This is a genomic window from Streptomyces phaeofaciens, from assembly GCF_014648915.1.
Lineage (GTDB): Bacteria > Actinomycetota > Actinomycetes > Streptomycetales > Streptomycetaceae > Streptomyces > Streptomyces phaeofaciens.
Map to the genome: position 1 here is coordinate 598,975 of NZ_BMSA01000003.1, position 20,289 is coordinate 619,263.

17 protein-coding genes and 1 other RNA gene are annotated in these 20,289 nt (G+C 71.3%); 8 read left to right on the plus strand and 10 right to left on the minus strand.

The genetic code is table 11. The annotated features are described in order from the left end of the window. Positions 1-248 precede the first annotated feature (248 nt). A complete protein-coding gene (locus IE275_RS09575; protein WP_189709723.1) occupies positions 249-1,136 on the minus strand; it encodes a translation initiation factor IF-2 in 888 nt (295 codons plus the stop codon). A gap of 269 nt (positions 1,137-1,405) precedes the next feature. Further along, on the minus strand, positions 1,406-2,377 hold the full coding sequence (locus IE275_RS09580; protein WP_189709725.1) for a LysR family transcriptional regulator: 972 nt from the start codon (positions 2,375-2,377) through the stop codon (positions 1,406-1,408). A gap of 83 nt (positions 2,378-2,460) precedes the next feature. Here IE275_RS09580 and IE275_RS09585 point away from each other — a divergent pair, with 83 nt between their 5' ends. The 7 genes from IE275_RS09585 to IE275_RS09615 all read left to right on the plus strand — a co-directional run bounded on the left by IE275_RS09585 (position 2,461) and on the right by IE275_RS09615 (position 13,145). After that, complete coding sequence (locus IE275_RS09585) at positions 2,461-3,729, plus strand: MFS transporter (RefSeq protein WP_229870164.1); 1,269 nt, start codon at positions 2,461-2,463, stop codon at positions 3,727-3,729. A gap of 140 nt (positions 3,730-3,869) precedes the next feature. Continuing rightward, a complete protein-coding gene (locus IE275_RS09590) occupies positions 3,870-5,165 on the plus strand; it encodes an ABC transporter substrate-binding protein (protein WP_189709727.1) in 1,296 nt (431 codons plus the stop codon). After that, complete coding sequence (locus IE275_RS09595; protein ID WP_189709729.1) at positions 5,162-6,073, plus strand: carbohydrate ABC transporter permease; 912 nt, start codon at positions 5,162-5,164, stop codon at positions 6,071-6,073. Before IE275_RS09590 ends, IE275_RS09595 begins: the two co-directional genes overlap by 4 nt. After that, a complete protein-coding gene (locus IE275_RS09600) occupies positions 6,070-6,894 on the plus strand; it encodes a carbohydrate ABC transporter permease (RefSeq protein ID WP_189709731.1) in 825 nt (274 codons plus the stop codon). The genes IE275_RS09595 and IE275_RS09600 overlap by 4 nt, the downstream gene beginning before the upstream one ends. 16 nt (positions 6,895-6,910) lie before the next feature. Further along, positions 6,911-9,181 (plus strand): alpha-xylosidase, encoded by a 2,271-nt coding sequence (gene yicI / locus IE275_RS09605; protein WP_189709733.1) that lies wholly within the window; start codon positions 6,911-6,913, stop codon positions 9,179-9,181. Next, positions 9,175-10,182, plus strand: a complete 1,008-nt coding sequence (locus IE275_RS09610) for a LacI family DNA-binding transcriptional regulator (RefSeq protein WP_189709735.1) — start codon at positions 9,175-9,177, stop codon at positions 10,180-10,182. Before yicI ends, IE275_RS09610 begins: the two co-directional genes overlap by 7 nt. Before the next feature lie 44 nt (positions 10,183-10,226). Continuing rightward, entirely contained in the window at positions 10,227-13,145 is a 2,919-nt protein-coding gene (locus IE275_RS09615) for a glycoside hydrolase family 3 protein (RefSeq protein ID WP_189709737.1), read from the plus strand. Here IE275_RS09615 and IE275_RS09620 read toward each other — a convergent pair. The 6 genes from IE275_RS09620 to ftsE all read right to left on the minus strand — a co-directional run bounded on the left by IE275_RS09620 (position 13,132) and on the right by ftsE (position 17,594). After that, positions 13,132-13,491 carry an immunity protein CdiI family protein gene (locus IE275_RS09620; RefSeq protein WP_189709739.1) on the minus strand — a complete coding sequence of 120 codons (360 nt, stop codon included), beginning with the start codon at positions 13,489-13,491 and terminating at the stop codon, positions 13,132-13,134. The two genes, IE275_RS09615 and IE275_RS09620, sit on opposite strands and share 14 nt — an antisense overlap. Before the next feature lie 80 nt (positions 13,492-13,571). Next, positions 13,572-13,961, minus strand: a transfer-messenger RNA (tmRNA) gene (gene ssrA, locus IE275_RS09625). Between the two features lie 105 nt (positions 13,962-14,066). After that, positions 14,067-14,609 (minus strand): SsrA-binding protein SmpB, encoded by a 543-nt coding sequence (smpB, locus tag IE275_RS09630; protein WP_189709883.1) that lies wholly within the window; start codon positions 14,607-14,609, stop codon positions 14,067-14,069. Between the two features lie 104 nt (positions 14,610-14,713). After that, the gene (locus tag IE275_RS09635; protein WP_189709741.1) at positions 14,714-15,883 is read right to left on the minus strand and encodes a S41 family peptidase; all 1,170 of its coding nucleotides are present in this window, start codon (positions 15,881-15,883) and stop codon (positions 14,714-14,716) included. A gap of 67 nt (positions 15,884-15,950) precedes the next feature. Continuing rightward, positions 15,951-16,868, minus strand: coding sequence for a permease-like cell division protein FtsX (gene ftsX / locus IE275_RS09640; protein ID WP_189709743.1), 918 nt, complete (start codon positions 16,866-16,868; stop codon positions 15,951-15,953). 36 nt (positions 16,869-16,904) lie between these two features. After that, positions 16,905-17,594, minus strand: a complete 690-nt coding sequence (gene ftsE, locus IE275_RS09645; protein WP_030780423.1) for a cell division ATP-binding protein FtsE — start codon at positions 17,592-17,594, stop codon at positions 16,905-16,907. A gap of 237 nt (positions 17,595-17,831) precedes the next feature. On the opposite strand from ftsE, the gene IE275_RS09650 reads away from it, so the two are divergent. Further along, the gene (locus tag IE275_RS09650) at positions 17,832-18,023 is read left to right on the plus strand and encodes a hypothetical protein (protein WP_189709745.1); all 192 of its coding nucleotides are present in this window, start codon (positions 17,832-17,834) and stop codon (positions 18,021-18,023) included. A gap of 79 nt (positions 18,024-18,102) precedes the next feature. On the opposite strand, the gene IE275_RS09655 is transcribed toward IE275_RS09650, so the two are convergent. Together IE275_RS09655 and prfB are read right to left on the minus strand one after the other, a co-directional pair. After that, a complete protein-coding gene (locus IE275_RS09655; protein WP_189709747.1) occupies positions 18,103-18,876 on the minus strand; it encodes a hypothetical protein in 774 nt (257 codons plus the stop codon). A gap of 304 nt (positions 18,877-19,180) precedes the next feature. Then, positions 19,181-20,284 (minus strand): peptide chain release factor 2, encoded by a 1,104-nt coding sequence (prfB, locus tag IE275_RS09660; RefSeq protein ID WP_189709749.1) that lies wholly within the window; start codon positions 20,282-20,284, stop codon positions 19,181-19,183. Positions 20,285-20,289: the final 5 nt, after the last annotated feature.

The window sequence follows — 20,289 nt, forward strand, 5'->3', positions numbered from 1 at the left end:
AGGCGGTGCGAAGGCGGTACGGAGGCCGTGGCCGCGAGACCGGCCGGCGGGAAGCCCGCCGCCCGGATCCAACACAACGGCCCGGGCCGCGCTCGGTCACACTGCGCGGCGGCCCCCGCCGGCCACAGGAGACCCAGGCGACGCAAGGGACGCGAGAGGCGCAGGGGACGCGAGGGAGCGGCGCGGGCCCGGCCTCGGCGGCCGGCCCGGACGTGGGCCGGTCCTGCGCCGGCGGCCGCTCCCCCGGGTCAGGCGGCCGGTCGGGCCGCGGGCAGGGGTTCGCCGGCTCCCGTGTCCTGCGAGGCGACCGGCACCGGGGCGGGCGGCCCCGCGGCCACCGTGGTGCCCGCGCCGCCGGCCGGGGACGGTGAGGAGTCGGCGGAAGGGCTGGCGGGCGGCGGGGTGGACGCCGGCGGGGTCGGCGTGCCGCCGACGACCGGGCTGCTCGGGCCGGGGTCCGTGGAGGCGGAGCCGCTGGGCGCCGCACTGGGCCGGGGGCTGCCGCTCGGGGTGGTCCGCGGGTCCGCGGACCCGGCCGGGGCCGTCGCGCCGCCGGTCGCGGCACCGGTGCCCGCGCTCGCCCCCGAACTGGCGGGCAGGGCGCCGGACGCGGAGGTGGAGACGCCCGGGGTGCCGGGCGCCGCGAAGCCGGGCAGCCCGGCCGAGGGTGTCGCCGAGGCGCGCGGCCCCCGGGTGGCGTCGACCTCGCCGGACGGCTTGTCGTCGCCGCCCTGCCCGGGCACCGGCAGCCAGGGCGCGCCGGCGTTGCCGGAGAGCAGCGTGGCGACGATGACGACGGCGTACGCGCCGCAGGCGATGCCGACGGAGATGCCGATCCGGCGGAAGGTCCGGCTGCGGCGACCCGACTCGTCGACGAAGACGGGGACGTCGGAGGCCTCCTGGCCGCTCCGGGCGCCCGCGGCGTGCGGGGCGTCGATCTGGACGGTCACCTCGTCCGGGTCGTGATCGCGCGCGACGCCACCGCTGCCGGCCTGCTCCCCCCAGGGGTCGGCCGGCCCGGAAGCGACGGGGCCGGGGCGCGACGGCCCGGAGGTCAGGAGCCCGGCCGCCGCCGGCTCGCTCGGAGGTTCGTTTTCGGACACCCCGTTCGAGGCGAGCTTCGTGTCGGTTTCCACCGTGACATCACGTAACCGACCGGATTTTCCCGTTGCGCCCAGGACCGGCACGTCACGGGTCGGAGGGGCCGCCTCCGGCCACTCCGGTTGGGTGTCTTCCCGCCATTTCTTCACGTGCGCATTCCCCCCACGGAACCGATCTGGGTGCGCGTACGACCGTGGGAACGCGTCGACAGAACCGGGCCCCCACCCGGCTCTCGCGCCCCATTTATCCCACTGCGCTAGGCCGACGAATCTAGCGCAGGCATGGGCCCCTTGTTCGCGATGTGTCATTTGTGTGCAGACGTCATGCCCATGTCTATGGCTGAAATCCATCCATCGGCAGGCGTTCGGAGCCACCCCTGCGCGCCGCCGATCTCCGCCGCGGCCCGTCGAAGCGCGTCGAGTCCCGGATGGACCAGCCCCTTTCGCCACACCAGCGACACCGGGGACAAAGGGACCGGATCGACGAGCGGCCTCAACACCGCTCCAGGCATGGCCGGAAAGTCCACCACCGCGAGGACCGGAGTGCGCGCCTTCGCCATGATCCGCTGGAATTCCTCGTCCCCGACGGCCAGCGGGGCGGGCGCCGCGACGGCGATCCCACGCCCCTCGAAGAGCAGTCGCGCGAGCGCGGTCCACTCGGGCGTGCGCGGATTCCCGGCCCCGGCATACACCTGCTCCCCCGCCAGTTCGGCGAGCGGCACCCGCGCGAGCGACGCCAGCCGGTGGTCCTCGGGCAGCACGACCGCCATCGGTTCCCACCGGACGAGCTGATGCTCCAGCTGCCGCCTCAGCGCCGGGTCCAGCCCCGCGTACCGCCCGAACGACGCGTCCAGCCGGCCCGCGACGATCTCCACCGCCGCGCCCGTGAGCCCGCTCTCGTAGCGGGCCATCAGCTCCAGCTCGGGGGCGAGTTCACGCGCCCGGTACAGCACCCGCCGCCCCGTGACCGGTCCGGGTGTGTTCAGGTCGACCAGCAGCGGCCTGGCCTGCCCGAACACGGCGAGCAGATCGTCCTGCGCCTGGAGCACCCGCCGCGCGTGCGGCACCAGACGCTCCCCGTCGCCGGTGAGCGTCACCTGCCGGGTGGTCCGCACGAACAGTTCGGCGCCCAACTCCCGCTCCAGCCGCCGCACATCCCGGCTCAGCGCCTGCTGGGCGACGTACAGACGGGCGGCGGCGCGGGTGAAGTGGAGCTCCTCGGCGACGGCGAGGAAGGCGCGCAGCAGGCGGGGATCCAGGTGGGTGTGAGCGGACATCCGGTGAATCTACAACGCAGGTGCGTGAATCGGCCTCGAACAGGTGTTGGACCCCTTGATCATCGGCGGGCGAGGCTCGGTGCATGCCGCCGCACCCGACCACCCGCCGCCCCACCGCCCCCCGCACCCCCTCCCGCCTCCTCGCCCCCTACCGCCGCCTCCTCGCCGTCCCCGGCGCCCGCGCCTTCACCGTCGGAAACCTCCTGGCCCGCCTCCCCATGGGCATGTTCAGCGTGAGCGCGGTCGTGATGATCGCCGGCACCCGCGGCTCGTACGCCCTCGCCGGCGCCGTCACCGCGAGCGGGCTCGCGGCGACCGCCCTCGTCGCGCCCTGGACCGCCCGGCTCGTCGACCGGTACGGGCAGGCCCGGGTCGCCGTACCGGCCACGCTCCTCGCCGCGCTCGGCAGCCTCGCGCTGGTGCTCTGCGTCCGCCACGGCGCCCCGGACTGGACCCTGTTCGCCGCGTACGCCGCGACCGCGACGACCCCCAACACCGGCGGCATGTCCCGGGCCCGTTGGAACCACCTGCTGCGGGGCGACCCCGCCGCCCTGCACACCGCGAACTCCTTCGAACAGGCCGCCGACGAGCTGTGCTTCATGCTGGGCCCGGTCCTCGCGGCCTTCCTGTGCGGCACGTTCTTCCCGGAGGCGGGCACGCTGACGGGCGTGGTGCTGCTGGTCACCGGCACCCTGCTCTTCGCCGCCCAACGCGCGACCGAACCGCCCGCCCACCCCCGCACCCCGGCCGGCTCCCCGCTGCGCACGCCCGGCATCCCGGCGCTCCTCGCCTGCTGCCTGGCCCTCGGGGCGGTGTTCGGTGCGACGGAGGTCGTCACCATCGCGTTCGCCGACGAGCGCGGGCACCGCACCGCCGCCGGCGTCGTCCTCGCGCTCCAGGCGGCCGGTTCCTGCGCGGCCGGTCTGGCGTACGGGACCCTGCGGCCGTCGGGTCCGGCCGCGCGCCGGCACCCGTGGTGCGTGGCCGCGATGACCGCGCTGCTGACCCTCCCGCTGCTCGCGGCGGCCGTCCTCGGCTCGCTGCCGCTGCTGGCCTGCGCGCTGCTGGTGGCCGGGATGGCGACCGCGCCGACCATGGTCACCACCATGGCCCTGGTCCAGGAGCGCACCCCCGCCGCCCGCCTGAACGAGGGCATGAGCCTGGCCGTGACGGGCCTGCTCGGCGGCATCGCCGCCGGCAGCGCGGCGGGTGGCTGGGTGGCCGAGCACCTCTCGCCCGCCACCGGTTACGCGGTGCCGCTCGCGGCGGCCGGCACGGCCCTGCTCGTCTCCCTCGCCACGAGGACGCCCGCCGCCACGACCGCACCCACCAATTCCCCCGCGCCCCATTGACGCGCTCACAGCCGCCGCCTACCTTCGCCCGTCGAAGCGCTTCGACGTCACGCATCGAACCGATTCGACGAGCTCGACGGACCCTTGCGTGACGACCGTTCCTGCCCGAAGGACCATCCGAACTCCCCTGGAGGCACAGGATGTTGACGGCAAGAAGGCGTGTGGTGGCGAGTGCGGCGGCGGCCCTGGCGGGCGCCCTGCTGCTGGCCTCCTGCGGCGACTCCGACGGCGGTTCCTCCGACGCCACGACCCTGCGGCTGTGGCACTACGAGGCCCCGAACAGCGCGATGGGCGTGGCCTGGGCGGAGGCGATCAAGGAGTTCGAGGCCACGCACCCGGGTGTGAAGGTCACGTTCGAGGACAAGGGCTTCGAACAGATCCAGAAGACCGCCCCCATGGTCCTGAACTCCTCCGACGCCCCCGATCTCATGGAGTACAACAAGGGCAACGCGACCGCCGGCCTGCTCTCCAAGCAGGGCCTGCTCACCGACCTGTCCGCCGAGGCGGCACAGCGCGGCTGGGACAAGCTGCTCAGCGCGGGCGTGCGCACCACCAGCCGGTACGACACGAACGGCGTGATGGGCTCCGGCAAGTGGTACGGCGTGCCCAACTACGCCGAGTACACGATGGTCTACTTCAACAAGGACCTGTTCGAGAAGTACGGGCTGGCCGAACCGACGACGTTCGACGACCTGGTCGCGGCGATGGACACCTTCACGAAGAAGAAGATCACCCCGCTCGCCAACGCCGGCGCCGAGTACCTCGCCCAGCAGTACCTCTACCAGCTCGCCCTCTCCAGGGCCGACCGCGCCTGGGTCGACGCCTACGAGCTGTACCAGGGGAAGACCGACTTCCACGACGCGGCCTGGACGTACGCCGCCGAGACCTTCGCCGACTGGGTGAAGAAGGGGTACATCGCCAAGAGCTCCACGAGCACCAAGGCCGAGGAGGCCGGCGTCTCCTTCCTCCAGGGCAAGGCACCGATCCTGTTCTCCGGCAGCTGGTGGTACGGCCGCTTCCAGGACGAGGCCCGCTTCGACTGGGGCACCACCCTGTGGCCCGGCTCGAACCTCACCCTCGGCTCCGGCGGCAACCTCTGGGTCGTCCCCAAGAACGCCGAGAACAAGGAACTGGCCTACGACTTCATCGACATCACCCTGTCGAAGAAGATCCAGAACCTGCTCGGCAACAAGGGCGGCGTCCCGGTCGCGGCGGACCCGGCAGCCGTCACCGACCCGAAGGCCAAGGAGCTGATCACCCACTTCGCCACCGTCTCCGACCGCGACGGCCTGGCCTTCTACCCCGACTGGCCGGTGCCCGGCTTCTACGACGTCCTCGTCTCCGAGACCCAGAAGCTGATCACCGGCAGCGACGGGCCGGACGGCTACCTCGACAGTCTCCAGGAGGCCTACGACAAGGGCGTACCGAAGCGATGAGGGTGCGCGGCGCCCGCGACTCCTACACCCTGTTCCTGCTCCCCGGCGTCCTGGCGTTCCTCGCCGTGATCGTCCTCCCGTTCCTGCTGAACACGGGCGTGAGCTTCACCGACTGGCAGGGGGTGGGCAGCCCCCGGTGGTCGGGGCTCGCCAACTACCGGGAGCTGGCGGACGACTCGGAGTTCTGGGAGAGCTTCCGGCACAGCCTGTTCATGGTCGTGGCGATGGCGGCGGTCCCGACCGCCGTCGGCCTGGTCCTCGCGGCGGCCCTGTTCGACCATGTCGGCCGGTACTTCGGCGCCCGGATCACCGCCGTCCTGCGCGCCTGCTTCTACCTCCCGCAGGTGCTGCCGATCGCGGTCGCCGGCATCGTCTGGAGCTGGATCCTCGCGCCCGACGACGGCTCCCTCAACGCCCTCCTGAAGGCCGTCGGGCTGGGCGGATGGCAGCAGGACTGGCTCGGCGACCCCGACCTCGCCCTCTACAGCGTGATGGGGGTGATGGTGTGGGTGCAGCTCGGCTTCCCGCTGGTGGTCTTCATGGCGGGTCTCCAGCGGGTCGACCCGCAGCTGCACGAAGCCGCCGAACTGGACGGCGCCGGCTGGTGGCGCCGCTTCCTGCACATCACGCTGCCGCAGCTCCGCCCGGAGATCTACGTCGTCCTGACCTGGTGCACGATCGCCGCGCTGAAGGTGTTCGGCGCGGTGTACGTGCTGACCAAGGGCGGCCCCGGCGGGGCGACGAACGTGCCCTCCTACTTCTCCTTCACCACCTTCTTCGAGAAGACGCAGGTCGGCTACGGCGCCGCGATCTCCACCGTGCTGACCGTGATCATCCTGGCCCTGTCGCTGGCCGGTCTGAAACTCCAGACCCGCGCGGAGGACGCCGAGGAAGGGACATCCGCATGAGAGCCGCCCTGCGCCGCTACCCGGTGCTGATCGCCCTCTGCCTGGCCGCCCTCTTCATGGTCGTACCGTTCCTGATCGTCACGGTGAACGCGGTCAAGTCCCCCGCGGAGTACGCGCGGGGCGGCCCGCTGAGCCTGCCCGACGGCCTCTACCTGGACGGCCTGAAGGACTTCTGGGAGCGGGTGGACTACGGGCAGAAGCTGCTCAACTCGCTCCTGATCAGCGGCTCGGTGGCGGTGCTCGCCGTGGTCCTGTCCGTCCTGAACGCGTACGCGATCGGCATCGGCCGGATCAAGGGCCGCACCTGGGTCCTGGCCTTCTTCGTCCTCGCGAACATGCTCCCGCAGGAGGCGCTGGTCTACCCCCTGTACCACCTGAGCAAGGAAGCCGGCCTGTACGACACGAGACTGAGCGTGATCATCGTCTTCACGGTGATCCAGGCGGCCTTCGGCACCTATCTGCTCTCCTCGGTCCTCGCCCGGTTCCCGCGGGAGATCATCGAGGCGGCCCGGATCGACGGGGCGAACCGGTGGCAGGTGCTGTGGCGGATCGTGGTCCCGGTCAGCCGCCCCACGATCGGCGTGCTCCTCGTCTTCTTCTTCATCTGGACGTGGAACGAGTTCCTGCTCCCGCTGGTCATGCTGATCTCCAACGACAACCAGACGGTGTCGGTGGCCCTCGGTGTCCTCCAGGGCCAGCGGCTGATGGACGCCACGATGACCAACGCGGCCGCCCTGCTCGGTGTGCTCCCCGCCCTCGTCTTCTTCCTCGTCTTCCAGCGCACGCTCACCCGCGGCATCGCGGTGGGCGCGGTGAAGTAAAGGAGACCCCCCACCCATGAAGTTCTCCGACGGATACTGGCTGCTGCGCGAGGGCGTCACCGCGGCCCACCCGGCCCAGGTCCTCGATGTCGCCGAGACGGCCGACGGCGGCCTGGAGATCCACGCGCCGGCCCGGCCCGTCCACGGCCGCGGCGACCTGATGACGGGACCCGTCCTGACGCTCGCCGTCCACACCCCGATGCCCGACGTCATCGGTCTCACCCTCACCCACTTCACGGGCGAACCGCCCCGGCGGCCCGTCTTCGCACTCACCGGGGCCGACCCCCGCCCCGAGCTCTCCCACGACGACGAGCACGTGAGCCTGACCTCCGGCGCGCTGTCGGTCCGGGTGGCCCGCTCGGGCCCCTGGCAGGTGGAGTTCCTCGCCCACGGCCGCGTCCTGACCGCCAGCGGCCCCCAGGGCATGGGCATCATGCGGGACGCGGCCACCGGCGGCCACTACCTGCGCGAACAGCTCGATCTGGGGGTGGGGTCCGCCGTCTACGGCCTCGGCGAACGCTTCGGCCCGCTGGTCAGGAACGGGCAGGCCGTCGACATCTGGAACGCCGACGGCGGCACCGCCACCGAACAGGCCTACAAGAACGTCCCCTTCTACCTCACCGACGCCGGCTACGGCGTCTTCGTCGACCACCCCGGCCGGGTCGGCTTCGAGGTCGGCTCGGAGACGGTCTCCCGGGTGCAGTTCAGCGCGGAGACACAGCGGTTGACGTACTACGTCATCCACGGCCCCACCCCGAAGGACATCCTCCGCAGGTACACCGCCCTCACCGGCCGCCCGGCCCTCCCGCCCGCCTGGTCCTTCGGCCTGTGGCTGTCGACGTCGTTCACCACCTCCTACGACGAGGAGACCGTCACCTCCTTCATCGAGGGCATGCGGGAACGCGAACTGCCGCTCTCCGTCTTCCACTTCGACTGCTTCTGGATGCGGGAGTTCCAGTGGTGCGACTTCCGCTGGGATCCCCGGGTCTTCCCCGACCCGGAGGGCATGCTGGCCCGGCTCAAGGCCAAGGGACTGCACGTCTGCGTCTGGATCAACCCGTACATCGCCCAGCGCTCGCCGCTGTTCGCCGAGGGCAAGGCGCTCGGCCATCTGCTGCGCCGCCCCGACGGCAGCGTCTGGCAGTGGGACATGTGGCAGCCCGGCATGGCACTGGTCGACTTCACCAGCCCCGCCGCCCGCGAGTGGTACGCCTCCCACCTGGAGGCGCTGCTCGCGCAGGGCGTCGACTGCTTCAAGACCGACTTCGGCGAGCGCGTCCCGGAAGACGTCGAGTGGTCCGACGGCTCCGACCCGGAGCGCATGCACAACTACTACACCTACCTCTACAACCGCACCGTCTTCGACGTGCTGCGGGGGCACCGCGGCGAGGGCGAGGCCGTCCTCTTCGCCCGGTCGGCGACCGCCGGCAGCCAGAAGTTCCCCGTCCACTGGGGCGGCGACTGCGAGGCCACGTACGCCTCGATGGCCGAGTCGCTGCGCGGCGGGCTGTCGCTGGGGCTGTCCGGCTTCGGCTTCTGGAGCCACGACATCGGCGGCTTCGAGGGCACCCCCACGCCCGCCCTGTTCAAACGCTGGCTGGCCTTCGGGCTGCTCTCCTCGCACAGCAGGCTGCACGGCTCGTCCTCGTACCGGGTGCCCTGGCTCTTCGACGAGGAGTCCGTGGACGTCCTGCGCCACTTCACCCGGCTGAAGCTGAGACTCATGCCGTACCTGTACGAGGCCGCGCGCACCGCCCACGAGGAGGGCGTGCCGGTGATGCGGGCGATGGTGCTGGAGTTCCCGGAGGACCCCGGGTGCGCGCATCTGGAGCGGCAGTACATGCTCGGCCCGGACCTGCTGGTCGCGCCCGTGTTCAGCGACGAGGGGGACGTCTCGTACTACGTCCCCGACGGCACCTGGACCCACCACCCGAGCGGACGGACGGTGACCGGCCCGCGCTGGGTGCGCGAGCGGCACGGGTTCCTCGGGCTGCCGCTGCTGGTGCGCCCCGGCGCGGTGCTCCCGGTCGGCGCGCACGCCGACCGGCCCGACTACCCGCACGCCGACGGGGTCACCCTGCGCGCCTACGGCCTGACGCGCGGGGCGCAGGTGACCGTCCGGGTCGCGGACGTGACCTTCACCGTCGTACGGGAAGGGGACACCCTGCGGGCGTCGGCGAGCGAGCCGTCGGCGCCCTGGGCGCTGGCGGCCGGGGACCGGGTCGCGCACGCCGAGGCGGGCACCGGGTTCCTCACCCTGGACCTCCCCGAGCAGGACCGATGGTGAAGATCACCGATGTGGCCCGGCGGGCCGGGGTCTCCCCCAGCACGGTGTCCTACGCGCTCAGCGGCAAGCGCCCGATCTCCGAGGAGACCCGGCGCCGGGTCGAGACGGCCGCCCGGGAACTGGGCTACCGCCCGCACGCCGGTGCCCGCGCACTGGCCAGCAGCCGCTCCAACGTGATCGCGCTCGTCGTCCCGCTGCGGGCCGGCATCCACGTCCCGGTCGTGATGCAGTTCGTGGGTTCGGTGGTGACGGCCGCCCGGCGCCACGACCACGACGTGCTGCTGCTCACCCAGGAGGAGGGCGAGGAGGGGCTGCGCCGGGTCGCGGACACGGCCCTGGTGGACGCGCTGATCCTGATGGACGTCCAGCTCCACGACCCCCGGCTGCCGCTGCTGCGCTCCCTGGACCGGCCGACCGTGATGATCGGGTTCCCCAAGGAGGCCGACGGGCTGACCTGCATCGACCTCGACTTCCGCACGGCGGGCGAGCGCTGTGTGGACCATCTGGCGCAGCTCGGGCACCGGGTGGTCGCGCTGGTCGGGTCGCCGCCGGAGGTCTATGTGCGCGGGACGGCGTTCGCCCAGCGCGTGGTGCAGGGGTTCACCGCGGCGGCCGACCGCGGCGGGCTCGTCTGCGCCGTCCACCCCTGCGAGGCGACCCCGGCGGCGGCACGCCGGGTCGCGGAGCGGCTGCTGCGCGACCAGCCGGCACTGACGGGCGTGGTCGTCCACAACGAGCCCGTCCTGGAACCGCTGATCGACGCCTTCACCCGGCTGGGGCTGCGGGTGCCCGGCGATCTGTCGGTCACCGCGATCTGCCCGGACGAGCTGGCCGAGAGCCTGCGGGTGCCCGTGACCTCGGTCGCGCTGCCGTCCGCCGAGGTCGGCGAGCGGGCGGTGGAGCTGCTGATGGAGAAGCTCGGCGGCGCGGCCGTACCGGAGGCGACACTGCTGCCGCCGCGGCTGACCCGGCGGGCGAGCACGGCGCCGCGCCCCGCCTGAACCCCTGACCCGTAGTGCAAGGCCCTGACCTGAGGAGCCGTGACATGAGAGGCAAGCGAAGAAGACCCGGAACCACGCTCGTCCTGACCCTCGCCCTGGTGGCGAGCCTCGCCGCGGCGGTCCCGGCGACCGCCGCGGACCTCCCGTTCCGCGACCCGTCCCTCTCCGTGGACCGCCGGGTCGACGACCTGCTCGGCCGGCTCACCCTCGACGAGAAGATCTCCCTGCTCCACCAGCACCAGCCGGCGATCCCCCGCCTGGGCATCGAGGCCTTCCGCACCGGCACCGAGGCCCTGCACGGTGTCGCCTGGCTCGGTGAGGCCACCGTCTTCCCGCAGGCGATCGGGCTCGCCTCGGCCTGGGACCCGGAGCTGATGGAGCGGGTCGGCTCGGCGGTCGGCGACGAGGCCCGGGGCTTCCAGCAGACCCGCCCCGACGGCTGGGGCCTCAACCTGTGGGCGCCGGTGGTGAACCTGCTGCGCGACCCGCGCTGGGGCCGCAACGAGGAGGGCTACAGCGAGGACCCGTACCTCACCGGCGCCCTGTCCACGGCGTACGGGACGGGCCTGACCGGCGGCGACCCCGACCATCTGAAGACGGCCCCCACCCTCAAGCACTACCTGGCCAACAACAACGAGTACCACCGCACCACCACCTCCTCCGACCTGCGTCCGCGGGTGGCGAAGGAGTACGACGAGGCGGCCTTCGGACCGGCGATCGAAGCGGACGCGGCGACCGGTGTGATGTCCTCCTACAACCTGGTCAACGGCCGCCCGAACACGGTGAACCCGGACCTCGACGAGGTCGTACGGTCCTGGACCGACCGCGAACTGCTCAACGTCACCGACGCCTTCGCCCCCGGCAACCTCCCCGGCGACCAGGGGTACTTCCCCACGCTCGCCGAGGGCGACGCGGCCGCTCTGAAGGCCGGCATCGACAGCTTCACGGACAACGGCGCGGACCCCGGCCCGACGGTCACCGCGGTCACCTCCGCCCTGGACCGGGGCCTGCTGGCCGAGTCGGACGTCGACACGGCCGTCTCCCACATCCTGAACGTCCGCGTCCGGCTGGGCGAGTTCGACCCCGGCGGCGGCCGGTACGGCTCGATCGACGCGTCCGTGATCGACAGCCCGGCGCACCGGAAACTGGCCCGCACGGCGGCGGCGGAGGGCGCGGTGCTGCTGAAGAACAGCGGAACGCTGCCGCTGCGGAAGGCGGCGAAGGACGTGGCCGTCGTCGGCCCTCTCGCCGACACCGTCTCCACCGACTGGTACTCGGGCACCCTCCCCTACGCCGTCACCCCGGCCGACGGCATCGCCGCGAAGCTGGGCACGGAGGTGACCGCCGCGGAGGGCGTGGACCGCATCGCGCTGCGGAACACGGCGACGGGCGGCTATGTCACGGCGGGCGCGGGGGCGTCGGGGGCGGCGCTGCGCGAGAGCGCCGCGCCCTCCGGTCCACCGGCGCAGGCCCAGTTCGACGTGTTCGACTGGGGCTCGGGCGTCGTGACCCTGCGCTCCGCCGCCAACGGCAGATATGTCGGCTACAACTGGTCGGCCTTCGTCAACGACCAGCCCGAGCCGAACGGCTGGTTCGTGCAGCAGCAGTTCACGATGGAGGAGCAGCCGGACGGCACCTGCCTCCTGCGGTACGCGGGCTACGAGACGGCGGAGTCCTGGTGGTCGAACCCGGTCTACCTGGGCCCGACCGGACCGGACGGCACCCTCGGCCTGGTGGCGAAGGAGCAGGCGGCGCACTACACGAAGGACGTGGTCCGCAGCGGGGTGGCGGAGGCGGTGGCCGCGGTGAAGGGCAGGGACGCGGCGGTCGTGGTGGTCGGCTCCCACCCGGCCGTCAACGGCCGTGAGGCCCACGACCGCACCGACATGTCCCTGGCCCCCGCGCAGGAGGCCCTGGTCAGAGCGGTCCACCGGGCCAACCCGCGCACGGTCGTGATCGTCGAGAACAGCTACCCGACCACCCTCGGCGCGCTCCAGAAGGAGATCCCGGCCCTGCTGTGGACCTCCCACGCGGGCCAGGAGACCGGGAACGCGCTGGCGGACCTGCTGTTCGGCGACGCCAACCCGTCGGGCCGGCTGACCCAGACCTGGTACCGGTCCGAGTCGGACCTCCCGTCGATCCTCGACTACGACATCATCAAGTCGGACCGCACCTATCAGTACTTCCGCGGCCGGCCGCTCTACCCGTTCGGGCACGGCCTGTCGTACACGACGTTCCGTTACGGCGCCCTGAAGAAGGTCCCCGGCGGTTACGAGGTGCGGGTCACCAACACCGGCGGCCGGGCCGGCGACGAGGTGGTCCAGCTCTACACCCACCAGCGCAGCTCCCGCGACAAACAGCCCCTGAAGCAGCTGAAGGCGTTCGAGCGGGTGTCTCTGGAGCCCGGCCGGACGAAGACGGTCCGGCTGAGGCTGACCCCCGCCGACCTCGCCCACTGGGACGTCACCCGCTCGAAGTGGGTGACGGAGACCGCCACCTACGACGTCCTGGCCGGCGCCTCCGCCACGGACGTCCGCTCCCGCGCCACCTGGCGGGTCGAGGGCGAGACGATCCCGCCCCGCGACCTGTCGGCCGCCACCCGCGCCGAGAACTTCGACGACTACGCCGGCACCCGCCTGGTCGACGAGTCCAGGGTCCGCGGCACGGCGGTGGAGGCGTCCGCCGACGGGGCGTGGCTGAAGTTCGCCGGCGTCCGCCCGGCCACGGCCGCCGGCGCGCTGACCGCCCGGGTCGCCGGCACCGCCCCCGGCACGGTCGAACTCCGCCTGGGCTCGCCCACCGGCCCGCTCGCCGGCACGGTGCGCACCGAGGGCACGGGATCGCCGTACGCCTACGAGACGGTGACGGCGGACCTGGCCGGGGCGATGCCGGCGGCCGGGGGCGCGGACGTCTACCTGGTACTGAGCAAGGGGCTGCGGCTTTCGACGTTCAGCCTGCGCTGACCGGGTTGCCGAGGCGGGTGCCGAGGACCGCGCAGGACACGCCCTGCACCCCCTCGTAGGACACGGTCCGCCCGGGTCCGAGTTCACGGGCGAGGCGTTCGGCGAGCGCCTCGCCCTCCTCGTGCAGCCGCCGGAACGCGTCGTCCCAGCGGACGTCGTCGCGGTCGGCCAGCCAGGTGTTCATGGCCGCGTCGATGTCCTTCGCCCACGCCGACAGAGCGGCGGCCAGGGCGTCGGACAGACCGAGGGCGGCGTGCGGATCGTCCGGTGCGAAGTCGTCGTGCCGGCCCGCGCGCAGCGGATACGCGCGGTACTCGCCGAGCAGCGTGATGTGCGTCGAATTCAAGAAAGCCTCCCCGGCGAGCTCGCACGCCTATGACAAAGGCCCCGCCGCTAGGAGCGACGGGGCCTCTGCCCACATGGGATGAGTGGAGATGGCGGGAATCGAACCCGCGTCCAACGGTGCAGAATCAGGGCTTCTCCGTGTGCAGTTCGCTGCGATTTTCTCGGCCCCGGTGATCACGCGAACAAGTCGCCGACGGGCCCAGCCACTGTTTGGTTTCCCACCGAACCCCGTGACCGGGCTCGATGGTTTAGTCCCCTAGATTATGCCAGGATCCGGGTCGGGAACACTCCCGGGCTGACACCCATTAAGGGTCCTACACTCACTACCTAATTAGGCAGCGAGGGCGTAGGACTGGGAATCGCTCTTGGTATTGGCGATTATTTTTTGCGACATATGGTTTACGAGATCATTGCCGCTTCCTCGACACGCTTCCCCTGCTTCGACAGCCGCTGTCGAAACCGATCATCCCCATGTTGATTTTTCAATCCCTCCGAAACCGAAGGGCTCGTGCCTGCTGTGAGGCACAGGTGCATCGTACGTGAACAACGGACGGCGATGCCACTGTATTCCTCGGGCTACGCGTGCCGCTGCCTGCGCTTCGCCGCCGCGATCGCCCGGTCCGTCTCCCGGCGGTCCTGGTGCTCGCGCAGGGTCTGGCGCTTGTCGTACTCCTTCTTGCCTCGCGCGAGCGCGATCTCGGCCTTCGCCCGGCCGTCCTTGAAGTACAGGGCGAGGGGCACGATCGTGTGACCCGTCTCCTCGGACTTCACGGACAGCTTGTCGATCTCCTCGCGGTGCAGCAGCAGCTTGCGCTTGCGGCGCGCGGAGTGGTTGGTCCAGCTGCCCTGGCTGTACTCCGGGATGTGGGCGTTGTGCAGCCACGCCTCGCCCCCGTCGATCTGGACGAAGCCGTCGGTCAGCGAGGTCCGGCCCTGGCGCAGCGACTTCACCTCGGTGCCGGTGAGCACCAGACCGGCCTCGTAGGTGTCGATGATCGCGTAGTCGTGCCGGGCCTTCTTGTTCTGCGCGACGATCTTGCGCTTGCCGCCCTTCTCGCCGTCCTTGGACTTGGCGGCAGTCCCGCCCTGCTTGGGCTGGGACTCCTTCGGTACGTACATTCCCTTGCTCATAGTGGAGCCATTTTCGCACCCGGAGGGGCTCTGTGGGAAAGCCGATTACGAGCGGGCCGGGGCCAGGAGCCGGGCGAGGGGCGGGACGGGGCTCAGGACGGGTCCCCGAGACCGCTCAGCACGGTCTCGGCCCGCTCCAGCACACCGTCGGTGGCGTCCAGGTCCGGGGTGATGCCCGTGCCGTCGACGGTACGGCCGGAGGGGGTGCGGTAGTGGCCGACGGTCAGCTCGGCGACCGAGCCGTCCGGCAGCCGGCTCGGCATCTGCACCGAGCCCTTGCCGAAGGTGCGGGAGCCCACGACGACCGCGCGGCCGCGGTCCTGGAGGGCTCCGGTGAGCAGCTCGGCCGCGCTCATCGTGCCGCCGTCGACGAGTGCGACCAGGGGTCTCGCGGTGTCGCCGCCGGGTTCGGCGTGCAGGGCGCGCTGGGTGCCCTCGACGTCGTAGGTGGCGACGAGGCCGCCGTCGAGGAAGGCGGAGGCGGTGTCCGTGGCCTCGGCGACCAGGCCGCCGGAGTTGCCGCGCAGGTCCAGGACGATCCCGGCGCCGGCGGGGGCCCGCCGCACGGCGGTGCGGACGTCGTCGCCGACGCCCTTGGTGAACGCGGCGATCCTGATGACGGTCGCGCCGTCGGCGAGCCGGCGGACGGTGACGGAGTCCGTGGACAGCCGGGCCCGGCGCAGGGTCTGGCTCCACGCGCGTGTGCCGCGTTCCAGGCCGAGCGTGACGCTCGTGCCGGCGGGCGCGTCGGTGGCGTCACCGCGCAGTAAGGAGACGACGTCGGTGACCGGACTGCCGTCCACCCGGTGTCCGTCGATGCTGCGCAGCCGGTCGCCGACGCGGATCCCGGCGGTGGCCGCGGGCGAGCCGGAGCGGACCCCGGTCACCTCGATCCGGCCGTCCCGCTCACGGCGGGCGACCAGGCCGACGCCGGTGTAGCGGCCGTCCAGGGAGTCCTCGAACTCCTCGTACTCGCCCTGGGAGTAGACGGCCGCCCAGCGGTCCCCGCTGCGGCTGACGGCGCGCTCGGCGGCCTCCAGGGGCGATTTGCCGTCGGCGGCGGCCTCCTCGGCGGCCCGGGTGACGTCCTCGGAGTGGCCGGCGGGGGCGGCCCCGCGGGTCTCGCCGGAGCCCGACGGGCGGATGCCGCCGGGCAGCGAGCCGGTGGCCGCACCGGCCACGAGCACGCTCGCGAACACGAATGTCAGGGCGGCCCCGCGGCCGAAGCGGCGGGGCTGACAGAACAGGTCACGGCCTGACATGGCGGTGAGTCTAGGGGAACGCGAAGGGCCGTACGGTCGCTTGACCGTACGACCCTCGGGGCGTGCGTCACACCTTCAGGTACTTGCGCAACGCGAAGAAAGCGGCCAAGGCGGGCATCAGCAGACTGGTGGCGAGGATGAGCGGAAGCTTCGTCAGGACGGCGTCCCAGCCGATGAAGTTGATCAGGTTCAGCTTCTCGGACAGGGCCAGGCCGTGATCGATGATGAAGTACCGGGCGACCACCAGGAACCCGCAGGCGACCGTGCCGCCGATCAGCCCGGCCACGGCGGCCTCGGCGATGAACGGCGCCTGGATGTAGAACCCGGAGGCGCCGACCAGCCGCATGATCCCGGTCTCACGCCGTCGGCTGAAGGCCGAGACCCGCACCGTGTTGACGATCAGCATCAGCGCGACCACGAGCATCAGCGCCATCACCGCCCGCGCGGCCCAGTTCATGCCGTTGAGCAGCCCGAACAGGTTGTCCAGGATGCCCTTCTGGTCCTGCACCGACTGCACGCCGTCCCGCCCGTCGAAGGCGGTCGCGATGACCTGGTACTTCTCCGGGTCCTTCAGCTTGATCCGGTACGACTCCTGCATCTGGTCCGGCGTGAGCGAGGCCGCCAGCGGGGAGTCGCCGAACTGCTCCTTGTAGTGCTTGTACGCGTCGTCCTGCGACTCGTACGACACCGAGTCGACCACGGACATCTTGCCGAGGTCGGACTTGATCTGCTTCTTCTGGTCCTCGGTGACCGCGCCCTTGGCGCAGTTGGGGTCGGACTCGGCGTCGCTCTTGTTGCAGAGGAAGACCGAGACGTTGACCTTGTCGTACCAGTAGCCCTTCATGGTGTTGACCTGGTCGCTCATCAGCAGCGAGCCGCCGAAGAGCGCCAGGGACAGGGCGACGGAGACGATGACGGCGAAGGTCATCGTCAGATTGCGACGGAGACCGACACCGATCTCGGAGAGTACGAACTGGGCACGCATGGCGTGTTCTTGAGGCCTTTCCGTGGACGGTCGCGGTCAGTGCTGGTAGCCGTAGACGCCGCGTGCCTGGTCGCGGACGAGACGGCCCTGCTCCAGCTCGATGACGCGCTTGCGCATCTGGTCCACGATGTTCTGGTCGTGGGTCGCCATGAGCACCGTCGTGCCCGTCCGGTTGATCCGGTCGAGCAGCTTCATGATGCCGACGGAGGTCTGCGGGTCGAGGTTGCCGGTGGGCTCGTCGGCGATCAGCAGCTTGGGCCGGTTCACGAAGGCCCGCGCGATGGCCACCCGCTGCTGCTCGCCGCCGGACAGCTCGCCCGGCATCCGGTCCTCCTTGCCGCCGAGCCCGACGAGGTCGAGCACCTGCGGCACGGACTTGCGGATCTCGCCACGTGACTTGCCGATGACCTCCTGCGCGAAGGCGACGTTCTCCGCCACCGTCTTGTTCGGCAGGAGCCGGAAGTCCTGGAAGACCGTCCCCAGCTGGCGGCGCATCTGCGGCACCTTCCAGTTGGAGAGGCGCGCGAGGTCCTTGCCCAGGACGTGCACCTGGCCGTGGCTGGTCCGCTCCTCGCGGAGGACCAGCCGCAGGAAGGTGGACTTTCCGGAGCCGGAGGACCCCACGAGGAACACGAACTCGCCCTTCTCCACCTCGAGGGAGACATCCCTGAGTGCGGGGCGGGTCTGCTTGGGGTAGACCTTGGAGACGTTGTCGAATCGGATCACGGATGCACCACGGGTCGCCGGGGGTAGATGAGCGTGACCATACGCGAACCCGGTGTCCCGGCGCAGTCGCCGGGAGAGGTTGCGGGAGGGTTGTGCGTTTTTGTACGGGACTTTGTCCGCCCGCCGCTCTCCGGCGGGCCGCGCGCCCTCCCCGGGAACCTGGCACAGTGGTAGGGGAACGTTCGCGTTCCCGAGAGCGTTGTGTCTCTGTGGAACCGGTGCAAGGAGGGCGAGCGCATGACGTACGACCGGCTGGTGTGCGCTAACTGCGCGGCCCCCGTGAACGAGGGCCGGTGCCCTGTGTGCCGTGCGAACCGCCAGCGGCTCCAGCAGGAGAACTTCCTGGGGGGCCTGAACCCGATGGCGCTGATCGCGCTGCTGGCCGTCCTGGTGGCGGCGGTGGCGCTGCTGGCCCACCAGACCGCCTAGGCGTACGACGCCGAAGGGGCCCGGAGCCTGACGGCTCCGGGCCCCTTCGCGTGTACGTCAGGTACGCGTGCGGCTACCGTCAGGCAGCGGCTGCGCCACGGCCTTCGACGAGGCGCGGCAGAACGCGGAAGGCGACGCCGCCCGCGATCATCGTGGCGGCACCGATGATCAGGAAGGCGGTCTGACCGGCACCGGTCTCGGCCAGCTCCCCGCCGCCGCCCTGGGCGGTGGTGTCGGAGGCGTCCGAGGTGTCGGTCAGCGCGGAGCTGCCCTCTTCCTGGGTGGAGGTGCCGTCGGTGTCGGTACCGGAACCGCCGGTGGTGTCCGAACCGCCGTCGCCGGAACCGCCGTTGTCGCCGGTACCGCCGTTGTCCCCGGTGCCACCGTTGTCGCCCGTACCGCCGTTGTCGCCGGTACCGCCGTTGTCCCCGGTACCGCCGTTGTCCCCGGTGCCACCGTTGTCGCCCGTACCGCCGTTGTCCCCGGTGCCACCGTTGTCGCCGGTGCCACCGTTGTCGCCGGTACCGCCGTTGTCCCCGGTACCACCGTTGTCGCCGGTGCCACCGTTGTCCCCGGTACCGCCGTTGTCGCCCGTACCGCCGTTGTCCCCGGTACCGCCGTTGTCGCCCGTGCCACCGTTGTCGCCGGCGCCGTCGTCGCAGGTCGGGTCGGCGGCGATGTCGCAGATCGGGTCGTCGGCGGTGGTGTCGCCGTCGAGCGTCTCGACGAGCCCGCTCAGGCCACCCTCGTTCGTGTCGGCCGAAGCCACACCCGCCACCGTCAGCGAGGCACCCGCGGCGATGATCGCGCCCGCGGCAATGCGCGCGACCCGGACGCGCGTCTTCTTGGTCATATGATTGCTACCCCCAGTAGCTGTTTGTCGAAGAGGCCGCGCCCGGGGCGGTGATCGACGGAGGTAGCCGGCGTGTAGCTGAAGCCCCCCGGTTCACATGCGCCCCAGAGATACGCATGCCACTCTGCACCTTCCCCATTTTTCAAAGCATCGTCAAGGTCGTTGCGCACGCAATGTCCAAGTCGAGGCGCTTTGCGCGGTGTTGGAGCTGTGAGTGTGATGCAAAACCCAGACATTCACGATTTCGGGCGCCACGCAAAAGGCAACCGCCCCCGAATCAGGGGCGGTTGCCTTGTCGACAAACCTACTTCTCCTGCTGCTTGCGCCAGCGAATCCCGGCCTCCAGGAAACCGTCCAACTCGCCGTTGAACACGGCCTCGGGGTTGCCGACCTCGAACTCGGTGCGCAGGTCCTTGACCATCTGGTACGGGTGCAGGACGTAGGAGCGCATCTGGTTGCCCCAGGAGCTGCCGCCGTCCTTGAGCGCGTCCATCTTGGCCCGCTCCTCCTGGCGCTGCCGCTCGAGCAGCTTCGCCTGGAGGACGTTCATCGCGGTCGCCTTGTTCTGGATCTGCGACCGCTCGTTCTGGCAGGAGACGACGATGCCGGTGGGGAGGTGGGTGAGCCGCACCGCGGAGTCGGTGGTGTTCACGCCCTGGCCGCCGGGGCCGGAGGAGCGGTAGACGTCCACGCGCAGCTCGGACTCGTCGATCTCGATGTGATCGGTGGTCTCCACCACGGGAAGGATCTCGACACCCGCGAAGGAGGTCTGACGGCGCCCCTGGTTGTCGAAGGGCGAGATACGGACGAGCCGGTGCGTGCCCTGCTCCACGGAGAGCGTGCCGTAGGCGTAGGGCACCTGGACGGCGAAGGTGGTCGACTTGATGCCGGCCTCTTCGGCGTACGACGTCTCGTAGACCTCGGTCTTGTAGCCGTGCTGCTCGGCCCACCGCAGGTACATGCGCTGGAGCTTCTCGGCGAAGTCGGCGGCGTCGACGCCGCCGGCCTCGGCGCGGATGTTCACGAGCGCCTCGCGGGAGTCGTACTCCCCGCTGAGCAGCGTCCGGACCTCCATCTCGTCCAGCGCCTTGCGGACGGCGGAGAGCTCGGACTCGGCCTCGGCACGGGTGTCCGGGTCGTCCTCCTCCTCGGCCATCTCGAACAGCACGGCGAGATCGTCGATCCGGCCGCGCAGCGCCTCCGCCTTCCTGACCTCCGCCTGGAGGTGGGACAGCTTGCTGGTGATCTTCTGCGCCTCGTCCGGGTTGTCCCACAGGGACGGCGCGGCCGCCTGCTCCTCGAGCACGGCGATGTCTGCCCTCAGCTTGTCGAGGTCCAGAACGGCCTCGATCGACTCCATGGTCGAGGAGAGGGACTTGAGCTCTTCGGATACATCGACGACTGCCACACCAC